This is a genomic window from Acinetobacter halotolerans (assembly GCF_004208515.1).
Lineage (GTDB): Bacteria > Pseudomonadota > Gammaproteobacteria > Pseudomonadales > Moraxellaceae > Acinetobacter > Acinetobacter halotolerans.
This window is the reverse complement of the sequence record NZ_SGIM01000010.1, coordinates 118,671-136,012: the sequence shown is the minus strand read 5'-3', so window position 1 is coordinate 136,012 and position 17,342 is coordinate 118,671. Positions and strand designations below refer to the sequence as shown.

Annotated in this window: 16 protein-coding genes; 11 read left to right on the top strand and 5 right to left on the bottom strand. The window is 40.6% G+C overall.

Annotated elements, in window-relative coordinates:
* The first annotated feature begins 105 nt into the window (after positions 1-105).
* Positions 106-1,119 carry an AraC family transcriptional regulator gene (locus EXE30_RS12430; protein ID WP_004669483.1) on the top strand — a complete coding sequence of 338 codons (1,014 nt, stop codon included), beginning with the start codon at positions 106-108 and terminating at the stop codon, positions 1,117-1,119.
* An 87-nt stretch (positions 1,120-1,206) separates the two neighbouring features.
* Here the strand turns inward: EXE30_RS12430 and EXE30_RS12425 are convergent, their stop codons facing one another.
* Positions 1,207-1,755, bottom strand: coding sequence for a P-loop NTPase family protein (locus EXE30_RS12425; protein WP_130162657.1), 549 nt, complete (start codon positions 1,753-1,755; stop codon positions 1,207-1,209).
* A 173-nt stretch (positions 1,756-1,928) separates the two neighbouring features.
* Here EXE30_RS12425 and EXE30_RS12420 point away from each other — a divergent pair, with 173 nt between their 5' ends.
* The 5 genes from EXE30_RS12420 (at position 1,929) to EXE30_RS12400 (ending at position 7,222) form a co-directional block, all read left to right on the top strand.
* Entirely contained in the window at positions 1,929-3,134 is a 1,206-nt protein-coding gene (locus EXE30_RS12420; protein WP_130162656.1) for an acetyl-CoA C-acetyltransferase, read from the top strand.
* A 146-nt stretch (positions 3,135-3,280) separates the two neighbouring features.
* Positions 3,281-5,416 carry a 3-hydroxyacyl-CoA dehydrogenase NAD-binding domain-containing protein gene (locus EXE30_RS12415; RefSeq protein ID WP_130162655.1) on the top strand — a complete coding sequence of 712 codons (2,136 nt, stop codon included), beginning with the start codon at positions 3,281-3,283 and terminating at the stop codon, positions 5,414-5,416.
* 164 nt (positions 5,417-5,580) lie between these two features.
* Positions 5,581-5,844, top strand: a complete 264-nt coding sequence (locus tag EXE30_RS12410) for a hypothetical protein (RefSeq protein WP_130162654.1) — start codon at positions 5,581-5,583, stop codon at positions 5,842-5,844.
* A 66-nt stretch (positions 5,845-5,910) separates the two neighbouring features.
* Positions 5,911-6,765 (top strand): patatin-like phospholipase family protein, encoded by an 855-nt coding sequence (locus EXE30_RS12405; protein WP_130162653.1) that lies wholly within the window; start codon positions 5,911-5,913, stop codon positions 6,763-6,765.
* 226 nt (positions 6,766-6,991) lie between these two features.
* A complete protein-coding gene (locus EXE30_RS12400; RefSeq protein WP_130162652.1) occupies positions 6,992-7,222 on the top strand; it encodes a hypothetical protein in 231 nt (76 codons plus the stop codon).
* Positions 7,223-7,250: 28 nt separating this feature from the next.
* Here EXE30_RS12400 and EXE30_RS12395 read toward each other — a convergent pair whose 3' ends face one another.
* Together EXE30_RS12395 and EXE30_RS12390 are read right to left on the bottom strand one after the other, a co-directional pair.
* Entirely contained in the window at positions 7,251-7,691 is a 441-nt protein-coding gene (locus EXE30_RS12395) for a GNAT family N-acetyltransferase (RefSeq protein WP_130162651.1), read from the bottom strand.
* An 11-nt stretch (positions 7,692-7,702) separates the two neighbouring features.
* Positions 7,703-8,920, bottom strand: a complete 1,218-nt coding sequence (locus EXE30_RS12390; protein ID WP_130162650.1) for a class I SAM-dependent methyltransferase — start codon at positions 8,918-8,920, stop codon at positions 7,703-7,705.
* A gap of 100 nt (positions 8,921-9,020) precedes the next feature.
* Between EXE30_RS12390 and trhA the strand changes: the two genes are divergently transcribed.
* From trhA to lpxO, 3 genes are all read left to right on the top strand, one after another.
* Entirely contained in the window at positions 9,021-9,662 is a 642-nt protein-coding gene (gene trhA / locus EXE30_RS12385; RefSeq protein WP_130162649.1) for a PAQR family membrane homeostasis protein TrhA, read from the top strand.
* 122 nt (positions 9,663-9,784) lie between these two features.
* Positions 9,785-11,095, top strand: coding sequence for an MFS transporter (locus EXE30_RS12380; RefSeq protein ID WP_130162648.1), 1,311 nt, complete (start codon positions 9,785-9,787; stop codon positions 11,093-11,095).
* Positions 11,096-11,274: 179 nt separating this feature from the next.
* Entirely contained in the window at positions 11,275-12,180 is a 906-nt protein-coding gene (gene lpxO / locus EXE30_RS12375; RefSeq protein WP_130162647.1) for a lipid A hydroxylase LpxO, read from the top strand.
* A gap of 59 nt (positions 12,181-12,239) precedes the next feature.
* Here the strand turns inward: lpxO and EXE30_RS12370 are convergent, their stop codons facing one another.
* Together EXE30_RS12370 and secA are read right to left on the bottom strand one after the other, a co-directional pair.
* Positions 12,240-12,665 (bottom strand): hypothetical protein, encoded by a 426-nt coding sequence (locus tag EXE30_RS12370; protein WP_130162646.1) that lies wholly within the window; start codon positions 12,663-12,665, stop codon positions 12,240-12,242.
* A 144-nt stretch (positions 12,666-12,809) separates the two neighbouring features.
* Complete coding sequence (gene secA, locus EXE30_RS12365) at positions 12,810-15,539, bottom strand: preprotein translocase subunit SecA (RefSeq protein ID WP_130162645.1); 2,730 nt, start codon at positions 15,537-15,539, stop codon at positions 12,810-12,812.
* A 340-nt stretch (positions 15,540-15,879) separates the two neighbouring features.
* On the opposite strand from secA, the gene EXE30_RS12360 reads away from it, so the two are divergent.
* Together EXE30_RS12360 and EXE30_RS12350 are read left to right on the top strand one after the other, a co-directional pair.
* Positions 15,880-16,515 carry a peroxiredoxin gene (locus EXE30_RS12360; RefSeq protein WP_130162644.1) on the top strand — a complete coding sequence of 212 codons (636 nt, stop codon included), beginning with the start codon at positions 15,880-15,882 and terminating at the stop codon, positions 16,513-16,515.
* Positions 16,516-16,761: 246 nt separating this feature from the next.
* Positions 16,762-17,331 (top strand): dual specificity protein phosphatase family protein, encoded by a 570-nt coding sequence (locus tag EXE30_RS12350; RefSeq protein ID WP_130162642.1) that lies wholly within the window; start codon positions 16,762-16,764, stop codon positions 17,329-17,331.
* Positions 17,332-17,342 lie beyond the last annotated feature (11 nt).

Here is a 17,342-nt window from a genome sequence, read left to right as displayed (position 1 = left end):
TGTACGCATTAGGCAATTATTTTTATTGTCAATTGCCCAATTTGATATTTTAGACGGTTATTTAGGTCAATTATCGTGAATAGTAAAGAAACTGAAGGATTCAATATGAGCCGTGATACGATCAGCATCCACTTCGTGAATGCGGCTTTAACAGGTGTAAAACGCCTAGGCATGGACGTTGAAACATTACTTTCACATGTCGGTATAGAGGCTGAACTGCTGCGACAACCCAAAGCACGGATCTCCCCAGAGCAATACACTCGCTTTGTCAAAATGTTATGGATGGTCACCCAAGACGAGCATGTTGGTTTCGATGTTCAACCACGTCGTTTGGGTACATTTGCCATCATGTGCCAATTAATAATTCACTCGAAGACACTTGGACAAGCACTTGAGCTGTCATCCCAATTCTACAAACTGTTTGGGGATGAATGGTCAGTAAGCTTAGAGCGCGATAAACATGAAGCGCGTTTGGTTCCACATATTCCTAAAGCATTAGACCCAGATCATTTCATCACTGAAAGTATGCTGATGATTTGGCATGGACTTGCCTCATGGTTGATTGAACGTCGTTTACCCTTAGAACGTGTTCATTTTGGTTATGAGCGTCCAAATCATGCCGATGAATATGATGCGCTGTTTTTTGCGCCTGTGATGCAGTTTGATGCGCCACGTACCGAAATTACTTTTGCTGCAGATTATCTTGATTTACCGATTCGTCAAGATGACAAAAGTTTAGAAGAATTCTTGAAAGCTGCGCCAGCTCAGTTATTGGTGAAATTCAAAAACACCAACTCGCTGACGTCACGTATTCGTGATGTGCTAAAAAGCCAAATTGGCGAGGAAATGCCAACACTCAATGATGTTGCGTCAATGTTGTATTTATCTCCACAAACCTTGCGTCGTCGTTTAGCAGCCGAAGGTAAGAGCTATCAAGGTGTGAAAGATGCATTACGTCGTGATGCTGCGATTCACTTATTGTTGACACCGAATCTCACTCTTGAAGATGTTGCTCAACAGGTCGGCTTTAGTGAAACCAGTACTTTCCACCGTGCCTTTAAGAAATGGACAGGTGTCACGCCGGGTTTATATCGCCAGTTACATGGACATCATTCTTAATCAATTTTATAGATAGCCTGAGAATATTCAGGCTATTTATTCTTCTGCGATTCACCACTGCTCTTTCCTTTTTGGATAAATAAGATGTCATTCCGACATATCCATAATCTGCTGTAAAAATACTGCCGCCTGCTTAGGTGAAGTTAAACGAATAAATCGAATATGCTGATATTTGGGATTTTGCATCATTTCTAAATATTTCTTTCGATTTTTGGCATGATGACTGATCATCCATAAGATGATGGAATCTTTAGATAGAAAACTTTTCCTAAAACTTTCTCGATTGTTAGAATTAGCCCATAATCTTTTTTGCGTAGCGGCTCGGATGATTGCTCGTTTTACTGAACGATAAAGATTTAAAGAAAATGAATAATCCAACCAAATAATCGTATCAATATACTTTAATTTTATATCTTGAGTCCGTGAATAGTTACCATCCAAAACCCATCCATCTTTTGCTTGGTCCATTTGCTTTTGCAATTTAGAAAAAAATTCATCATCTGATGTTTCTTGCCAATCATCCAACCAAAATAAGTCATCCATTTCGATAAGCATGAATCCTAGTTTTCGTGTTAACTGACGGGAAAACGTTGTTTTGCCAGAAGCAGTTGTTCCTACAACATTAATGAATTTCATCAAGATAATTATGTTGAATTATGGCTGTCTATTTTACTGAACAATTCACTTGCTAGACAATCCAATAAATTGGCGAAAAACATCAGATTTGCCAATGTTTATCATCATTGCACTGACATTTAAATTGAGTACACTCAATACACAACAATTTTAAGGTGACACAAGGAAAAGCTATGAGCGAGGCCTATATTATTGATGCCATTCGCACACCACGCGGAAAAGGAAAAAAAGACGGCTCACTGCATGAAGTCAAACCTATTACTTTACTCACAACATTACTCAATGAATTACAACAACGTCATCAACTCGATACCTCAAAAGTCGATGATATCGTTTTAGGTTGTGTAACCCCTATTGCTGACCAAGGCGGTGATATTGCCAAAACCGCAGCGATTGCAGCAGGTTGGAATGATGATGTTGCAGGTGTCCAAATCAACCGTTTCTGTGCGTCTGGTTTAGAAGCTGTAAATATGGCAGCACAAAAAGTACGTTCAGGTTGGGAAGATATTGTGGTTGCTGGTGGCGTTGAGTCAATGTCACGCATTCCAATGGGTTCAGATGGTGGTCCTTGGGCACTTGATCCTGAAACCAACTTAAAATCATCTTTTGTTCCTCAAGGTGTTGGCGCTGACCTAATCGCAACGCTTGATGGTTATAGCCGTGAAGACGTTGATGCTTTTGCTGTAGCTTCACAACAGAAAGCGGCAGCGGCACAAGCCAATGGATATTTTGATAAATCTGTAGTCCCTATCAAAGATCATTCAGGCGTAATGATCTTAGACAAAGACGAGTTCATTCGAGGCAACACCACCGTTGAAGGTTTGGCAAAACTGAATGCCAGCTTTGAAATGATGGGACAAATGGGTTTCGATGCAGTTGCACTACAGAAATATCCAGAAGCGCAAAAAATTAACCATGTGCATCACGCAGGGAACTCATCAGGTATCGTGGATGGTGCAGCAGTTGTATTGCTTGCTTCTGAAAAAGCAGTCAAAGAACAAGGCTTAAAACCTCGTGCCAAAGTACTTGCAACCGCATTGGTGGGTACAGATCCAACCATTATGCTGACTGGTCCTGCACCTGCTGCACGTAAAGCATTAGCCAAAGCTGGTTTAACCATAGATGACATTGACCTGTTTGAAGTAAATGAAGCTTTTGCCGCAGTGGTTATGCGTTTTATCACTGAACTTAAAGTTCCTGCTGAGAAAGTCAACGTTAATGGTGGTGCAATCGCAATGGGCCATCCATTGGGTGCAACTGGTGCAATGATCTTAGGCACTTTACTTGATGAATTAGAGCGTCAAGGCAAAAAACGTGGTCTGGCAACTTTATGTGTTGGTGGTGGTATGGGCATCGCTACGATTATCGAATTGGTATAAAAACTGGCTGCATTGATCTTGCCACGTTGAAAACATCTTCAAAAATGCACATTTACATATCGTAAACTGCGCTTTTTTCAGATATTTCCGCCTTGCAAGCCCTGCTTCGCCAGCGTTTTTAAGAAATAAATTTAGGACGATGATGTATGAGCGCTATTAAATACGAAAAAAACGCTGACAATATTGTAATTCTTACCCTTGATTCATCTGGTCAATCTGCCAATACCATGAATGCAGAGTTCCGTGATGCTTTAGATGAAGTGAGTCAAAAGCTCAAAGCTGAAACTGATCTCAAAGGTGTTATTTTCCGTTCAGCCAAGAAAACCTTCTTTGCTGGCGGCGATCTTGATGAACTGATTCAAGTTCAACCTGAACATGCCACTGAATTTTTCAACATGATTGAAAAGCTCAAAGGTGATTTACGCAGCATTGAAACGTTAGGTGTGCCTGTCGTTGCAGCTTTAAACGGCACTGCCCTCGGCGGTGGTTGGGAAATCGCTTTAGGTTGTCATTATCGTATTGCCATCAATGATCCGAAAACCAAATTCGGTTTACCTGAAGTGACCTTAGGCTTACTTCCGGGTGGTGGTGGTATTGTCCGTATGGTACGTCTACTCGGCTTACAAAATGCCTTTCCATTCCTCATGGAAGGTAAGCAATTTGGTGTAGATAAAGCAAAATCACTAGGCTTAGTACATGACACGGCTGAGAATGAACAAGAGCTGTTAGATAAGGCTATTGCTTGGGTTAAAGCCAATCCAAAGTCTCAACAACCCTTTGATGTGAAAGGCTACAAAATTCCTGGTGGTGATCCAAAGACTCCAGCTGTTGCTCAAGTACTTGCGATTGCGCCAGCCATGCTACGCGATAAAACCAAAGGCTGCTACCCTGCGCCTGAAGCAATCATGGCCGCGGCAGTTGAAGGGGCACAAGTCGATGTTGATACCGCTTTACGCATCGAGTCTCGCTACTTTTCCCAATTAACAATTGGTAATGTCGCCAAGAATATGATTGGTACATTTTGGCATGGTCTAAATGCGATTAAGTCCGGCGCAAGTCGTCCTGCCGATGTCGCAAAATGGCAAGCGAGCAAAGTCGGTGTACTTGGTGCAGGTATGATGGGGGCAGGTATTGCCTATTCAACCGCGATCAAAGGCACGCCTGTCGTACTCAAAGACGTATCAGTCGAAAATGCAGAAAAAGGCAAAGCTTATTCGCAGAAACTGTTGGATAAACGTGTTTCACAAGGTCGTATGACTGCAGAAAAACGTGATCAGGTTTTAGCATTGATTACCGCCACAGCAGATGCAGCAGACCTACAAGGCTGTGATTTGATTATTGAAGCAGTGTTTGAGAATCAAGCACTCAAAGCCAAAGTCACCCAAGAAGCTGAACAGTATTTGGCAGAAGGTGGTTTTTTTGCATCAAATACCTCGACATTACCTATCACAGGTTTAGCGCAAGCTAGCAAAGATGACAAAGCATTTATTGGCTTACACTTCTTTAGCCCAGTCGACAAAATGCAATTGGTTGAAATTATCAAAGGCAAAAACACATCTGCTGAGACTTTAGCGAAAGCCTATGACTTCGTTCAACAAATTGGCAAAATCCCAATTGTAGTAAATGACAGCCGTGGCTTCTTTACCAGTCGTGTGTTTGGTACGTTTATTCAAGAAGGTATGCGCTTACTGGCTGAGGGTGTACACCCTGCCAAAATTGAAATGGCGGCACTGAAAGCAGGTATGCCCGTTGGTCCACTCGCCATTCAGGATGAAGTGTCACTCACTTTGACTGAACACATTACCAATGAAACTCGTAAAGCACTGCAAGCCGAAGGTAAAGATCTACCAAAAACACCAGTGGATGATGTGGTACACAGCATGGTTCACGAGTTAGATCGTAAAGGTAAAGCTGCGGGTGCGGGTTTCTATGAATATCCTGAAAATGGCAAAAAACACCTATGGGATGGACTCAGCCGTTGGAGCAAAGACAATGACATTTCTGAACAAGAAATGATTGATCGCTTCTTGTTTGTTCAAGCACTTGATACTTTGCGTTGTTATGAAGAAGGCGTTTTGGAATCTGTGATTGATGCCAATGTCGGCTCGATTTTTGGAATTGGTTTTGCACCGTGGACTGGCGGCGCGATTCAGTTCTTAAATCAGAATGGTATTGAAAAATCATTGCAACGTGCTGAACAATTGGCTGCTCAATATGGTGAACGCTTCAATCCACCACAATTGTTGAAAGACAAAGCACAGAAGAAAGAAATTATCCAATAATTGATTTCTTTATAATAAGTTAAAGCCCATATCGCTCAGTATGATTGATATGGGCTTTTTACTACTCGACAAAATCCCTTCAAAACTTCTGCCTAATACATCACGAATTATGCTATAAATTCTCTTAATTCTGCCTTATTTTTTGTCCTTTGGAAATTTGTCTTATGTCTGAAAAATTGTGCCCAGAAACTTCACCTTGGGGGTGGAAAGCGCTGATTATTACGATCATTCTAAGCTTTGTTTTTATGGTTATTTTTTACTTAGCGATTACCAACGAACCTGACTATATGCCAAGTCACAAACAGACCAGTAGCCAGCAACATGCATTGAAAACAGCACCTGCAATGTCTCCAGAAGCATTAGAAGCGGCTAAAAAGAATGCACAAACAACAACAGTTGCTCCTGAACCAGAGCATCATCAGCACTAAAGTGCTATTGTCGAACATGATAAATCCGTGTTAAACAGGGATTTATCATGTTATTCGAGATTTTCAATGCTTCAACAAAATCGTCAGGCACTCGTCGTTGAAGGTGGCGGAATGCGTGGTGCATTTACCAGCGGTGTCTTAGATGCATTTTTACAGCAACAATTTAATCCTTTCGATTTATGTATTGGTGTTTCATCAGGCTCAACCAATGTTGCCAACTATCTTGCAGCCCAACACGGTCGCACATTAGAAATTTGTTTAGATCACTCCCTTCGTTCTGAATTTATCCATTATGGTCGCTTTTTCAAAGGCGGTGATTTACTTGATTTAAAATGGATGTGGGATGTGGTGGAAAAAGAGCATCCACTAAATCAAAGCCATCTATTTTCTAATCATCCAGAGTTTTATATGGTGCTGACCCATGCCATTTCAGGTGAAGCAACCTATATCAGAGCGTCTAGAGACAATATTCTTGATGGGTTAAGAGCATCTAGTTCTATTCCTGTGCTGACACGTCAGGCCGTTGAGGTCTTTGGTGAACCTTACTTTGACGGTGGTGTTGCAGATGCTTTGCCTGTGCATTGGGCAGCCAAACAAGATCATGTTTCCAAACTGATGGTATTACGAACACGCCCTAAAAATTATTATAAAGCCAGCAGTAAAGGCGATCAGTTTCTGGCTAAATATTTATTTAAACAACAACGTGGTTTTGCTCAAAGTCTACTAGCAAGAACCCAACGTTATAATGATGCAGTCAACTTCGTACGTTCTTCATCGGAACAAAAAATCCTCGAAATCTGCCCACCTGATTTAAAAAACATGGCAAGTCGACTTTCCAAAAATAAAGTAAAGATTCGCTATAGTTATGACGTCGGCGTCGAAACAGGTCTAAAAGCCATTGAAGACTGGCATTCTCTCTAGACCTGAAAATCTTCCAAGTTTATAAGCTAAACAAAAGAAACGATTAGATCGCTTCCATCATTAATCACCCCCACTTTGTGTTTCTTCTATCAGGAGGAACACAAACAATCGTGCAAGAAGTCTATTTAGGATGTTGCATAACAAAGCATAAACTTCTGCAAGTCATTCCCTTGTCAACGGATAGAAAAAAGGCGCAAAATCACATTTTTTATTTTTGGAATTTATTATGAGCAATCAACCATCGCCACAAAAAGATTCCAATGAAACGGTATTGGGATGGAAGTTTGTCATCATTGTTGGGGTATTAAGCACAATTTTTTTAAGCTTTTTCTATTTGGCCATGACCCAAGAGCCTGATTATATGCCTGGCGCGCAACGTAAGGCACAGCAACAGCAAGAGCTTTCTCAGGAAGCCTCTCCTGCAAGCTCTGAAGTGACTGCACAATCTAAACAATAATCAGATCGATAAATGCCAATCTTACCGGTTATACCTTTTCTGTGATTGGCATGATCATTTCAATATGTGGAATGCCACACTCATCATATTCATCGCCTTGTGCCACGAAACCTAATTTCTCATAAAATAAAGTAGCGTGCATTTGTGCAGAAAGCTGTAGAAATGGTCGATTTTGAGATTTGGCATAAGCAATCATTTCGAGCATGATCAATTGCCCTATACCGTGCCCTCGATATTCTTGCAAAACGGCAACCCGCCCTAAATGATGGTCAGGTAACAATCGAGCGGTGGCAATCGCTCGATCTTGTGCGTAAACGACAAAATGTTCTGAGAGTTGATCTTGTTCATCCCACTCATCCTGTTCAGAAATATTTTGTTCTCGGATAAATACCAGCTCACGAATATGTTTGGCATCATGCTGTAGTTGTAATTGATCCCATTGGCCATGTTTCACACAGAATAGATGCATTGCATTTTCCATTAGCACTTACAACCTACATTTTCGATAGGCATTTGATCACGCAACAACAATTCCAAACTTTGCTTTTCAATCCCATACATGGTTTTCAAGGCTTGAATTTGTTGCATAATTTTAGGGTCAGGTTGTTGAATATCTTTACGCTTGGTCGCCAAAATCATTTTATTTTTACTGGTATGTTCTAAAGAGACAAACTCAAATACTTTAGTTTCATAACCATACGCCTTAAGCAGCAAAGCTCGTAAAGTATCTGTGAGCATTTCCGCCTGTTGCCCTGCATGTATTCCAAACTGCAACATCGGTTGCAAGACTTCTGGACTTTTCAATTGTGGACGCAACTCTTTATGACAACATGGCGCACACATAATCATTGATGCATTGAGACGAATCCCAGTATGAATCGCAAAATCAGTGGCGATATCACAGGCATGTAGTGCGATCATGACATCAAGTTTTTCAGGTTGATAACTCCGAACGTCCCCCTCAAAGAAACCAAGATGATTAAAATCCACCTCATCAGCCACTTTCTGACAAAACTCAACCAAGTTTGAACGGAGTTCAACCCCAGTGATCAATGGTGTCTTGCCTTGTGCTTGCAAATAATCATACAAGGCAAACGTTAAATAACCTTTGCCTGAACCAAAATCGACAATATTCAGCGCTTGTTGTGAGGCATCAATTTGTTCATAGGCATTGGAAAAGATCTCAATAAACTTATTAATCTGTTTCCATTTCCGCGCCATGCTCGGAATAATTTGCCCTTTCTCATCGGTAATCCCCAAATGTGTTAAGAATGGACTTTGCTGCTGGACATAACGTTGTTTTTCACGATTGTGCTGATATTGCTCGACTTGGGTTTCTGATGCTTGTTTTTTTTGTGTATTTAACATGGCTTTCTTTTTATTTTTCTTGAGTTGTACGTCCTGATCAAGCGCAAATAAATTTGCCTGTTTGGATTGCGTTAATAATTCCGCAATTTTTTCTAAACCTTCAGGAATTATATAGTTCTTGGTTATATCTTGTGTGGTGTGATGATATAAACAAGATAAAGTCGCTTGCCCTTGTAGCTCAATCACACGAAAAGTGATTTTTTCTAATTGCGCCACTTCGCCTTTGTACTGACTGAGAATCAGGCGATCAAAGCTTTTATTTTCAATCGCTTGCTGTACCTCTATAAAAAACTGCTGTTCTTGTTCAAAAGAAAAATTCGGCGCAAACATAATGAAAACCTAACAAATAGAAACTAAATTTTAAAGCGTCTTACTTTAAAAGGGAAATTGCATTACGATACAGTCGTATTTTTATGCAAAGCATATTGCCATGAACATGAACTCCCTATTGGATTATGATCCAAAAGAAGAACGACTCAATGCCTATAGTCATGCTATTGGTGCAATATTCGCTTTAATTGCCTCGATCTTTCTCATTATCAAAGGTTACTATCTCCCTTTAGCTCAATGGATGAGTTTATGGATCTATGGTTTTAGTCTGGTGCTATTACTCCTTAGCTCCACGCTCTACCACTTCGCCCAAGACGAAAACAAACGATATTGGTATAAAAAACTAGATCATACGGCGATTTATTATCTCATCGCAGGGACATACACGCCTTTTTTAAGTATCGCGATCCCAACTGCAAAAGCAGATTACCTTCTGATCGCATTATGGGTTATCGCATTCATTGGAACACTATTTAAATTGGTGTTTATTCACCGTTTTCAGAAACTTTCGCTCGCAGCTTATCTGGTTATGGGCTGGCTCGCGATTTTATTAATGGATGATATGCGAGTCTATCTCTCTAAAGATGCCTTACAGCTATTGATTGCAGGTGGGCTTGCCTATACCGTCGGTACATTGTTTTATGCCTTAAAAAAGGTAAGATATACCCACGCAATTTGGCATGTTTTTGTGCTGTTAGGAGCAGGTTTACACTTTTTAGCGATCTACTGTTATGTACTTTAAAACGAGTCTATTGACGCTTAGGCCATAACATAAAGTTTGCTGAGTTAAATTCCGCATTTTAAAAGGAAGGTTCAAGACAATACATCAAATCCAGTCTTGAATGATGAGAATTAAGGTCTTGTATGTCGTCAAACTCTACAGCCGCCACCGCTGAAGCGGCAGGCAACTCGAAAGTACGGGTATTATTTGCCAGTCTTGTTGGTACCACGATTGAGTTTTTTGACTTTTATATCTACGCCACAGCCGCAGTTCTGGTTTTCCCCCATCTCTTTTTCCCTGAAAGTAGCGACGGTGCGGCAGTATTACAATCACTCGCAACTTTCGCACTTGCCTTTATTGCACGTCCGATTGGTGCTGCGATTTTCGGACATTTAGGTGACCGTATTGGCCGTAAAGCCACCTTAGTTGCTGCATTGCTTACCATGGGTATTTCTACCGTCTGTATCGGGTTACTTCCAACCTATGTACAAATTGGTATTGCTGCGCCGCTACTGCTCGCCTTATGTCGTTTAGGACAAGGTTTAGGTTTAGGTGGTGAATGGAGTGGTGCGGTTCTACTCGCCACTGAAAATGCCCCTGAAGGAAAACGTGCTTGGTATGGAATGTTCCCCCAATTGGGCGCACCAATAGGTTTTATTCTCGCAACAGGCTCATTCCTATTGCTCAACGCCTTTATGTCTGAACAAGCATTTATGGCATGGGGATGGCGTATTCCATTTATTGCAAGTGCTGTGCTGGTGTTGGTTGGCCTGTATATTCGTTTAAAACTACATGAAACGCCTGCATTCCAAAAAGTATTGGATAAGCAAAAAGAAGTAAATGTACCTTTTAAAGAAGTGATGACTAAACATTTCCCGATGTTGGTACTCGGTACAGTGGCTGCAATTTGTACATTTGTAGTGTTCTATCTTACTACCGTATTTGCACTCAACTGGGGAACCACAAAACTGGGTTATGCACGTGGTGAGTTTCTTCAGTTACAACTAGTCGCAACATTATGTTTTGCTGCATTTATCCCGATTGCAGCTATTCTTGCTGAGAAATTTGGTCGTAGAAAAACCTCCATCGCAGTCTGCATACTTTCTGCTTTATTTGGATTGTGTTTCGCCCCCTTACTCGATTCAGGCAATCCAATACTAGTATTCTTATTCTTATGTATTGGTCTATCTATCATGGGGCTCACCTACGGTCCAATCGGTACGATTTTATCTGAGCTTTTCCCGACTTCAGTTCGCTATACAGGTTCAGCATTGACCTTTAACTTAGCTGGAATTTTTGGTGCTTCATTTGCACCATATATTGCAACTAAACTGGCTGAAAGTTATGGGCTAGGTGCTGTTGGTTTATATCTCAGCTTAGCTTCAATTTTATCTCTAATCGCATTTTTATTGATGCGTGAGACCAAAAATGAAGATGTGAATAACCAAGTTTAATCACCGAAGTACACCTCCCTTACCCAAGGGAGGTTGTGAAAATACACCTCAAAACCCAGTGAATTAACACCCATTCATCACCTGATGCACCAATAGATAAAATTGATTTTATCGCAACATTCTACATAATATTTTTTATGCTAAAATGGCCGCCTCCCATTTTCTAGATGATTGCACTTATGTACGCAGTGATTATCGTTGCCGTATTTTTAGTCAGTTTTTTATATACTTATTATCGTGGCAAAGAGAGATTAAAAGCATCTCGACAATTATTCGACCATTCGACATTTTTAGCGCCCATCAATATGTTTATGACTGGTTTCTCTAAGTTACCAAATCAACCATTTTTTGATGTAGCGCAATTTCCTGAACTCAAACCATTACAAGATAATTGGCAAGTCATTCGGGAAGAAGCGATTCAACTTCAAAATCAAATCAAAGCATCTGAAAAAAATAATGATGCAGGTTTTAACACCTTCTTTAAACGTGGCTGGAAGCGTTTCTATTTAAAATGGTATCGAGATAGCCATCCATCCGCTCAGCAACTCTGCCCAAAAACAGTGGCATTACTGGAAGGCATCCCATCAGTTAAAGCCGCAATGTTTACCGAACTTCCATCTGGAAGCTATTTGGGGAAACATCGTGATCCGTACGCAGGTTCAGTTCGTTATCACTTGGGTTTAGTGACGCCCAATAGCGATGATTGCTTTATCGAAGTCGATCAGGAGCGCTATAGTTGGAGAGATGGCGAAGCCACTGTATTTGATGAAACCTATGTACATTGGGCACATAATAAAACCGATCAAACTCGGATCATCTTGTTCTGTGATATTGAACGTCCGATGAAATGGCGCTGGGCACAAAAATTTAATCACTGGTTTGGTCGTAATGTTATGTCAGCAGCTAGCTCACCCAACGATGATCAAGATAAAACCGGTTTTATTAACCGTATTTTCAAATATGGTTATGCTGTACACCACTATGGTCGTGGCTTAAAACAGCGTAATCGCCCGCTATACTATGCTTTGAAATGGTTAATGTTTGCGATCATTATTGGTTTGATCTTACTGCCAAGTTTTTTATGAGATAAGCACGCAATAAAAAAGAGATGCATCAGCATCTCTTTTTTATTGGAACAATAAAATCAATTTGTTTTTACAGTTTGAGCACTTGCTGTCTGTGGTGCTTGCGCACTCGCAGTTTGGGTTGCTGCATTTGCTGCTTGTACTGCAGCTTCACCAATTAAAGCAATTTTGGCTTTTTCTTGGCTCTTTTCAGAGAGCGCAGGATTTGATGCCACAATGCGATTGATATTGGCAGAATTTGCTGGCGCAATCGCAGCTGTTTGCAACACAATCGGACGATTACCTGTATCACCTAAAGTATAGCGAATACCTGTTCGTGGACTGATGACCGTGGTGACATCACGCTTAACCTGTGCTTGAGCAGAAGTCTCTCCTTTTGCTGCAGCCACTTTATCTACAGTTGTAGTTTGTGGAGCATCTGCTGCAAGTGCGAAACCCGATGCCGAAGCACTTGCCAAAATTAAAAGTTGTAATGCTTTTTTCATTGTCTTCCCGCTTTTAATATCAATTCAACGAAGAACTGTAAGTCTGATAATAAAACTACAAAGCTTGATTCGACTCAAGTAGTTTATCGTAAAAAAAGCAGAGTCTATGCTCTGCTTTTTTTAATAGCTAAACAAAACCTAAACTTAGATTTTGCCGTGACACTGCTTATATTTTAAACCAGAACCACAAGGACAAGGCGCATTACGACTTTCTGGAACTGGGAAATCTGCATGTGTTAGAACAGGCTCTTCAGACATCGTCACCTCACCCGTCAAACCATCAACATCATCATGTTCAAACGAAAGGCGCATCGATTCCGCTTGGCGTTGTTGCTGTGCTTCTAATTCTGCAAGCTCTTCAGCTGTCGGAACATGTACACGAGATAGATCGGTAACCACATCAGATTTGATCACACCCAACATATTCACGAATAAATTGAATGCTTCTTTTTTATATTCTTGCTCAGGGTTTTTCTGTGCATAACCACGTAAATGAATACCTTGACGCAAGTAATCCATCGCAGCTAAGTGCTCTTTCCAATGACGATCAAGTGAGTTCAACATAAAGTGACGCTCAAGCATGACCGCAGACTCTGCACCCATTTGCTCACGACGTTGAATATAACGTTTCACCACTTCATCAGAAATACGTGCAATCAAACCTTCTTCATCTAAACGACGATCTTGGTCTAACCACTCTTGCACTGGCAATTCAACACCTAGATCCGTACGTAAAGCAGTTTCTAAGCCTTCAATATCCCATTGATCATGTACAGATTCTGGTGGAATAAAGTTTGCAATCACGCCTTTAATCACATCACGATGCATCTCTTCAATATAATCTTGTAGGGAGCTTTCAGTGAGGACTTCATCACGCTGAGCATAAATAATCTTACGTTGCTCATTATTGACATCGTCATACTTCAATAAGTTCTTACGAATATCAAAGTTACGTGCTTCAACTTTACGTTGTGCATTTTCGATAGAACGGCTGACCATTTTGTGTTCAATGGCTTCATTTTCTTGTAAGCCCATCGCACGCATCATAGCAACCACACGATCACCCGCGAAGATACGCATCAAGTCATCTTCAAGCGATAAATAGAAGCGAGAAACACCAGGGTCACCTTGACGACCAGCACGACCACGCAACTGGTTATCGATACGACGAGATTCATGACGCTCAGAACCAATGATATGCAAACCACCAGAACTTAAAACGTCCTCATGGTCTTTTTCCCATTGTGCTTGTAAACGCGCTTCATCTTCTGGGGTTGGATTTTCGATTTTTGCCAGTTTGGCTTTCCAGTTACCACCCAGCAAGATATCAGTACCACGACCTGCCATGTTGGTGGCAATCGTGACTGCATTTGGACTACCTGCTTGTGCAATGATATCGGCTTCACGCTCATGTTGTTTTGCATTCAAAACTTCATGATGAATACCCGCTTGTAATAACTTAGAAGATAAAATTTCACTGGCTTCGATGGTTGCTGTACCGATCAGAATTGGGGCAACACCCTGCTGGCGAATATTGGCAATTTCTTCAATAATCGCACTATATTTACCATTACGATTTAAATAAATTAAGTCATTATGATCTTTACGCACCATTGGACGATGCGTTGGAATAATGATCACATCCAAACCATAAATTTCTTTCATTTCCGCTGCTTCTGTATCAGCAGTACCCGTCATACCGGATAGTTTTTTATACAGACGGAAATAGTTCTGGAATGTTGTCGTCGCTAAGGTTTGATTCTCAGGTTGAATTTCCATACCTTCTTTGGCTTCAACCGCTTGATGCAGACCTTCTGACCAACGGCGACCAGGCATGGTACGACCTGTACTTTCATCCACAATAATGACTTCTTCTTTCTGCGTTTGTGGATTAACCCCAATGATATAATGCACGTTCTTTTGATAGAGGTAATGTGCACGAATCGCAGCAGAAACATGATGTACCAAATTCAAATTGGTTGCTGAATATAAGCTCTCACCTTCAGCCAACAAGCCCATGCGGATCAGTTCATCTTCAACTGTTTCATAACCAATTTCGGTCATTTCAACTGAGCGTTGTTTTTCATCTACCCAAAAGTGCCCACCATCAGCCACTTTCTCTTCTTTCTGTGGACGTAACGTTGGTGGAATACTGTTTATTAACTGATAAAGATGCGATGAATCTTCACTTTGCCCAGAAATAATCAGCGGTGTACGTGCTTCATCAATCAAAATTGAGTCGACTTCATCGATAATCGCATAACTTAAACCACGTTGTTTTTTCTCTTGTAAAGAAAACACCATGTTGTCACGCAAATAATCAAAACCAAATTCGTTGTTGGTTCCGTAAGTAATATCGGCAATATAAGCTTGCGCTTTTTCATCAGGCATTTGCATGGAGTAAATCACGCCAATGCTTAACCCTAAAAACTCAAATAATGGACGGTTGAGTTCAGCATCACGTTGTGCCAAGTAATCATTCACAGTGATCACATGCACGCCATCGCCACTCAATGTATTGAGATAACATGCTAAGGTACCCATTAGGGTTTTACCCTCACCTGTACGCATCTCAGCGATTTTACCTTCATGTAAGGTAATACCACCGATGAGCTGTACATCATAATGACGCATGCCCATGACACGCTTTGCAGCTTCACGACAAACCGCAAATGCTTCAGGCAACAATTGGTCTAAACTTTCACCGTTTTTATAACGTTGTTTGAATTCTTGAGTTTTTGCAGATAGGTCTGCATCGTTAAGAACAGATACCGTCGGTTCAAGCGCGTTAATTCGTTCGACGATTTTACGCATACGTTTGAGCTCACGCTCATTTTTAGTACCGAAGATACCTCCGATCAGACTTGCCAACATGAAGAACTCTCTAATCCTGTTTGTTTAAATTTAAATAGGTGATTTTTTCTTAGCTGTTATTATGGAGTCAGAAATAAGAACTACAAGGGCTTTACATTCAAACAGGTAAAAAAATCTGCCCAACGATTCTGACATCACACAACTAAAGAGCGTTAATGTAGCAAATTTGCATTTAAGTTACACCGATTTAAATGTGAATTCCTGATCAATTTTTTAACAACATCACTCACCAATATCTAAAAACATCATAAACATATGAAAAAACAATAATTTTATTTATAAAACCGATACTGCATATTAAATAAACACTGAGCACTTAAAGTATGGATGGAGAATTGATATGACACTACGTTTAGGCGATATTGCCCCAAATTTCCAGCAACAATCAAGCGATGGAACAATTGATTTTTATGCGTTTTTAGCTGACAGTTGGGGTATTTTATTTTCACACCCAGCGGATTTTACGCCCGTTTGCACCACTGAACTTGGCTATACTGCCAAACTTAAAGATGAATTTGCAAAACGTGGAGTCAAAGCGATTGCACTTTCTGTGGATGATGTTGAATCTCATCAAAGCTGGATTCAAGACATTAATGAAACCCAAAATACAACAGTGAACTTCCCGATTATTGCAGATAAAGATCGTAAAGTTTCTGAGCTGTATGGGTTTATTCACCCCAATGCCAGTGAAACACTGACGGTACGCTCATTGATCATTATTGACCCAAATAAAAAAGTGCGTTTGATTATTACCTATCCTGCCTCTACAGGTCGGAACTTCAATGAGGTATTACGTGTGGTCGACTCATTACAGTTGACGGACAAACATAAAGTTGCAACACCAGCAAATTGGCAACAAGGTGAGGATGTGGTCATTATTCCATCGCTTAAAGATGAAGAGGAAATAAAACAACGTTTTCCTCAAGGCTATAAAGCGGTAAAGCCATATTTAAGATTAACACCCCAGCCTGAGTGAGGATAAAACGAGCAACGCTCGTTCCTGAGAAGCGGCTAAAGCTTCGCAAGAAGTTGAACAGCTATGTGTGAGTTAAAAGATAAGTAATACATGCTTTAATCGAAGTGCAAAACAAACGAAGTGCGGAGTCTTATAAGACTCATGCTCTGAGATTACGTAAAAAGTTACAATATCTAGCTCAACATACACTAAGTATTCAGCTAATTTGTGCGCATTATCCAGCCGAAGTTAATCCTTATCAGCAAGATGAAAAAAGCACTTATTACCGTTATTCTAATTTCTAGCTTAAACTTGGGTGGTTGTATGAAACACCCAAGTTTAAATGATGACCAACGCCCTCAAAACTGGGGGACACTCATTTCCAATACTCATAATTTTTATCAAATTAGCCCAGATATATTTCGTAGCGATCAACCAGATACTGATTTAATCGCCAGTTTGAAACAGCATCAGATTGGAACGGTGATCAACCTCAGAGCAAAAAATAAAGATGCCACTGTTCTCAATGATCAAGCCTTTAATCTTGTGCACATTCCAATTTATACATGGGCGATCAATCGTAATGACCTTTTACAGGCCATGCGTGCCATTCAAACAGCAAAACAACACAATCAAAAAGTCTTGGTACATTGCTATCATGGCTCTGATCGTACAGGCGCTACGATCGCAATGTATCGTATTATCTTCGAAAACTGGTCAATTGATGATGCAAAACAAGAAATGAAGCAAGGTGGCTACGGCTATCATGTCATTTGGAAGAATATTGATCAGTTGCTTAGCCCTGAAAATGTAAAATGGATTCAACAGCAACTGTAGAATCCATTTGA

Coding starts and splice junctions, on each gene's coding strand:
- EXE30_RS12400 (WP_130162652.1), top strand. CDS start 6,992: ATGAGCAATCAACCATCGCCACAAAAAGATTCCAATGAAACGGTATTG.
- EXE30_RS12425 (WP_130162657.1), bottom strand. CDS start 1,755: ATGAAATTCATTAATGTTGTAGGAACAACTGCTTCTGGCAAAACAACG.
- EXE30_RS12380 (WP_130162648.1), top strand. CDS start 9,785: ATGTCGTCAAACTCTACAGCCGCCACCGCTGAAGCGGCAGGCAACTCG.
- EXE30_RS12370 (WP_130162646.1), bottom strand. CDS start 12,665: ATGAAAAAAGCATTACAACTTTTAATTTTGGCAAGTGCTTCGGCATCG.
- EXE30_RS12410 (WP_130162654.1), top strand. CDS start 5,581: ATGTCTGAAAAATTGTGCCCAGAAACTTCACCTTGGGGGTGGAAAGCG.
- secA (WP_130162645.1), bottom strand. CDS start 15,539: ATGTTGGCAAGTCTGATCGGAGGTATCTTCGGTACTAAAAATGAGCGT.
- EXE30_RS12395 (WP_130162651.1), bottom strand. CDS start 7,691: ATGCATCTATTCTGTGTGAAACATGGCCAATGGGATCAATTACAACTA.
- EXE30_RS12430 (WP_004669483.1), top strand. CDS start 106: ATGAGCCGTGATACGATCAGCATCCACTTCGTGAATGCGGCTTTAACA.
- lpxO (WP_130162647.1), top strand. CDS start 11,275: ATGTACGCAGTGATTATCGTTGCCGTATTTTTAGTCAGTTTTTTATAT.
- trhA (WP_130162649.1), top strand. CDS start 9,021: ATGAACATGAACTCCCTATTGGATTATGATCCAAAAGAAGAACGACTC.
- EXE30_RS12405 (WP_130162653.1), top strand. CDS start 5,911: ATGCTTCAACAAAATCGTCAGGCACTCGTCGTTGAAGGTGGCGGAATG.
- EXE30_RS12415 (WP_130162655.1), top strand. CDS start 3,281: ATGAGCGCTATTAAATACGAAAAAAACGCTGACAATATTGTAATTCTT.
- EXE30_RS12360 (WP_130162644.1), top strand. CDS start 15,880: ATGACACTACGTTTAGGCGATATTGCCCCAAATTTCCAGCAACAATCA.
- EXE30_RS12390 (WP_130162650.1), bottom strand. CDS start 8,920: ATGTTTGCGCCGAATTTTTCTTTTGAACAAGAACAGCAGTTTTTTATA.
- EXE30_RS12350 (WP_130162642.1), top strand. CDS start 16,762: ATGAAAAAAGCACTTATTACCGTTATTCTAATTTCTAGCTTAAACTTG.
- EXE30_RS12420 (WP_130162656.1), top strand. CDS start 1,929: ATGAGCGAGGCCTATATTATTGATGCCATTCGCACACCACGCGGAAAA.